Raw genomic sequence first — 3904 nt, forward strand, 5'->3', positions numbered from 1 at the left:
ACGTTTGGCATGAACTGCGTTTGCGGTATCACCTGAGTCGATGCAATATTTTTTTAATTTTACCCATTTCATATCAGTAGCTCCCTTATTCAATTCAGTCTACAATCTGATTAATTTCAACGATGTATTTTGATCGGCGATTTTTTTTAGGATGTATATCCAAAATGATTTGATAAAGCTTTACGAGTTGCGACTCAGAAAAAAAATCGACGGGCACCATATTTTGGCAGTGAATTGAGCGAATATGCTCTATTGATGAATTGGATAATTCAGCAATATTTTTTAAGTTATAATTGGTTGATTCCAATAAATATTTGATTATTCCTTGGTAAATTTGTAATTTTGGGTTTTTATTATTCATACTTTCTATTCCTTATTATTTGCAGCAATCCAAATACAAAGTTAAGCAATGTAGCACCACTTAAGTTACATTGAATTTAAACTTAAAATTACATTAAATGCAACTTAAAATAAAAATAAATTTATTGTTGCATATTTATAGCTACGTTGATGCTTGTGGTATTTAAATGTATACTTTCTTGCATCTATTTATAGGAGCTCTATTTTGGAAAGAGAACATTTTGTTCATGGTTTTGCGCGAAGACTGACAATGCTTATGAAACAAGCCAATTTGATCTCATCAGTGTCTAAGGCAGGGGTAAAAATTAGTGCGCTGGCAGAGGTTTGTGGTTGTTCTCATCAGATGGCTAGAAGATATGTATTAGGAGAGGCACTGCCAGAAGTGGATATTACTTATAAGATAGCAAAATGGCTTAAAGTATCTCCTGGCTGGCTCTTGTTTGGTGAGGATACGCAAATTCCTAATAATATTAGTCAAGATAACTTAATTCGGATTGAACCAGACCTGTTTGAATATATCTTGACGAAAAGCACGATGCTGCTTGAGCTAACAAAAGACCCTCAAGAATTAGTGCATTTTATTATGGACAGTGTAAATGATGCCACTCACATTAAAGCAGATAAAGAAGAACTGATGAAAATTATTGATATTTCTGTAAATTCTGCCATGCGTTTTAATGGAATTAAAAATGATAGAAAAATTAAAGTTAGTTTATAGCAATCAAGAGAAAGAAGATGTCGTTTCTTTGCATTCAAGTGTCGTTGATATCTTATTTGAACATCGCCGCTATGTTAAAAATATTTTTTTGCAAATTAAAGGACATTATGAAGTAGCTTATTTTGGTCTCAGTATTATTAGTCCTTCAAATGAGCTTGTTTCATTCTCGTCTATGCCACACGTTGAATATAATCTGATTCAGCAAGGTCTGTGGAAATATGATACCTGCTTTTCTTCAAAAAAGCTGAGCAAAAATACATTGCTTTGGTGGGATGATATCAATGCTGACAATCTATTTGTAGAGCAAATAAAAGAGATAAAGCTTACCAGTAATCATTTTAAATCTGGAATGACTTTGTCTAGAGAAATCAACGGATTTAATTTTCTATATTCTTATGCAACAAGTTCAAATAAGAAAAATTTAAAGGAATATTACAGTGCGCAGATTTTTGGTTTAATTGATATTGGTGATTATTTTTGTAATTCTGTTCTGAACTTATATTCAGAGTATTGCGGCAATTACTCTTTACCTCAGTTAAATCAATTAAATTCAAAAGCTTCGGATCTTGGTCTGCGATCTAAGCTTAAACTTATAGTCAATAATTTATAATTATGGGTGGTGCTATGGACTCATATACAGTAATACAGCTAGGCAATCCCTTGCTGAGAATGTTGTCTGAACCAATTCCACAAAATCTTTTTGGTTCTGATGAATTAAAAAAAATGGAATCCATTCTTTTCAAAACGTTAGAAGAAGAACGAGGTTTAGGGCTTGCAGCTCCTCAAATTGCTATCAATAAGCGTGCAATAGTATTTGGTATGAAACAACACCCTATTGACACTGACCTAGCACCTATCCCTTTTACAGTTCTATTTAATCCCTCATTTGAGCCTCTTTCTGAAGTTATAGAAGAGGGGTATGAAGGCTGTTTAAGTGTGGGGCAGCTCAGGGGGAAAGTTCCTCGATACAAATCGATAGGCTATCGTGGTTATGATGCCAGTGGAAATTTAATTGAAAGGGAAGTGTCAGATCTCCATGCTCGCGTGGTACAGCATGAACTTGATCATTTAGACGGGGTAATATTTCTGGATAAAGTTACCGATCACAGCTCACTAGGTTTTCATGAAGAATTAATACGCTCTGGAGCTTTGCTTTCCAAGAAGAGTGATTAATGCTTCCTGTTTCTAAGAGAACTATTATTGGAGGAGCCATTGGTAATGCCCTTGAAATGTATGATTATGTTATTTGGGGGCTATTTTCAGCTTATCTCTCTAAAGAGTTTCTTCCACCACAGTCTGAATTATCAGATATTTTCTTTTTATTTCTAATCACATATATTTTGCGTCCAATCGGTAGTTTAATAGGCGGTATACTTGCAGATCAGATAGGCAGAAAGAGGATACTTACGCTAAGTATTTTTTTAATGGGGGTTTGTACGAGTATTGTTGGAGTTTTGCCTTCATATGAACGCATAGGTGTTATTTCGGTCTTCCTTTTATTGTTTATACGACTTATTCAGGTCTTTGCTGTGGGCAGTGAGTATATTAGCTCTATTGCTTTGCTGATAGAAAGTTGCAATAAGAATGAACGAGGGTATTTCGGTTCTTGGGCTGCCTTTGGAGTTAATGCTGGGGTGCTCATTTCTTCTTTGGTTGGTTCATTGGTTCTGTATCTCATAGATATAAAAGTAATTCCAGATTGGGGCTGGCGATTAGCATTTTTACTTGCATTTGTTACTATGCTAATTGGCTATTGGATCAGAAATTCTTTGCCTGAAAGTCTTGAGTTTATTGCTCAAAATGCCCGAAAAGAAAAGAGGTCTTTTATTGAGGTACTGCAGGAAGCATTAACTATTTTTAAGGTGCAGCCTTTTGATAGTCTACTTGTTTTTTCATTAGTTTGCTTCGGCGTTTCTACAACTATCTTGGTGTTTGTTTATGCGCCGATACACATTACTGAGACAAACCACATCCATAATACGCAATCCTTTATAATAAATTCAGTTAGTTTAGGAGTTTTGACGCTATTAATCCCATTATTTGGATTTATATCTGATTACCTAGGACGGACAAAATTGGTTCTTATGGGAAGTATGACTCTCTTTTTATTGAGTTTGCCTTATTTTTGCTTGTTATCATCAGGTTCTTTTTATCAAGTTTTATTAGCGCATACGGTCATAGCTATTCCTTGTGCTAGCATTTTTGCAGTGACGCCAGTACTTATTACGGAGATATTTCCTTTATCAATAAGGTGTTCAATTACAAATTTAATTTATTCATTGGCAGCTTGTATTGGCGGCGGTATTACGCCATTAATTGCGTTTAAATTAGAGCATTATGCGAATTACTTACCTGGATCAATTCTTGTCATTTTAGGAGGAATAAATATTTTTCTTCTTGCTGCTTATGTAAGAAGAAAAAATAACCTATCTCCTAAATTAGTGTTGGTTAATGAATAGAAATGACCGTGTTGCAAAAAGTATCAACTGTGTAAAATAACAAATTTCAGATACATATCATAGAATTTTTGAAGAGTAACATCATAAATTAAATCAACATAGGTTTCGCTTGCTAATTGTATCAAGCCATAGGAACGAAACAATGGATAAATACATTCATGATTTTATGTCGGCTACCATTGAGGTGGCTGCGTCTAATCCGATTGCTCCTTATGGTGCAATTATTGTGTATGATGACAAAGAAATTCTTTTGAAGTCGGTAAATAGTGCACATCATCATCCATTAATGCATGGTGAATTATCTGTTGCATGATTTATTTAATAATGGGTTCAATGGTGATGTGAGCAAGTTAAGCATTTATACTAC

General features: G+C 34.3%; 6 protein-coding genes. 5 read left to right on the forward strand and 1 reads right to left on the reverse strand.

The annotated features are described in order from the left end of the window. Window positions 1–94 precede the first annotated feature (94 nt). Window positions 95–361, reverse strand: coding sequence for a hypothetical protein (locus WA877_RS02235; RefSeq protein ID WP_425169314.1), 267 nt, complete (start codon window positions 359–361; stop codon window positions 95–97). A 204-nt stretch (window positions 362–565) separates the two neighbouring features. Here WA877_RS02235 and WA877_RS02240 point away from each other — a divergent pair, with 204 nt between their 5' ends. The 5 genes from WA877_RS02240 (at window position 566) to WA877_RS02260 (ending at window position 3850) form a co-directional block, all read left to right on the forward strand. After that, window positions 566–1078: a helix-turn-helix domain-containing protein gene (locus WA877_RS02240; RefSeq protein ID WP_425169315.1), complete on the forward strand. Its 513-nt coding sequence runs from the start codon at window positions 566–568 to the stop codon at window positions 1076–1078. Continuing rightward, window positions 1050–1688: a hypothetical protein gene (locus tag WA877_RS02245; RefSeq protein WP_425169316.1), complete on the forward strand. Its 639-nt coding sequence runs from the start codon at window positions 1050–1052 to the stop codon at window positions 1686–1688. Before WA877_RS02240 ends, WA877_RS02245 begins: the two co-directional genes overlap by 29 nt. 14 nt (window positions 1689–1702) lie before the next feature. Next, complete coding sequence (def, locus tag WA877_RS02250) at window positions 1703–2251, forward strand: peptide deformylase (RefSeq protein WP_425169317.1); 549 nt, start codon at window positions 1703–1705, stop codon at window positions 2249–2251. Continuing rightward, window positions 2251–3537 carry an MFS transporter gene (locus WA877_RS02255; RefSeq protein WP_425169318.1) on the forward strand — a complete coding sequence of 429 codons (1287 nt, stop codon included), beginning with the start codon at window positions 2251–2253 and terminating at the stop codon, window positions 3535–3537. The genes def and WA877_RS02255 overlap by 1 nt, the downstream gene beginning before the upstream one ends. Window positions 3538–3679: 142 nt before the next feature. Further along, complete coding sequence (locus WA877_RS02260) at window positions 3680–3850, forward strand: hypothetical protein (RefSeq protein ID WP_425169319.1); 171 nt, start codon at window positions 3680–3682, stop codon at window positions 3848–3850. The last annotated feature ends 54 nt before the right edge of the window (window positions 3851–3904 follow it).

It is taken from the genome of Legionella sp., from assembly GCF_049790535.1.
Classification (GTDB): domain Bacteria; phylum Pseudomonadota; class Gammaproteobacteria; order Legionellales; family Legionellaceae; genus Legionella.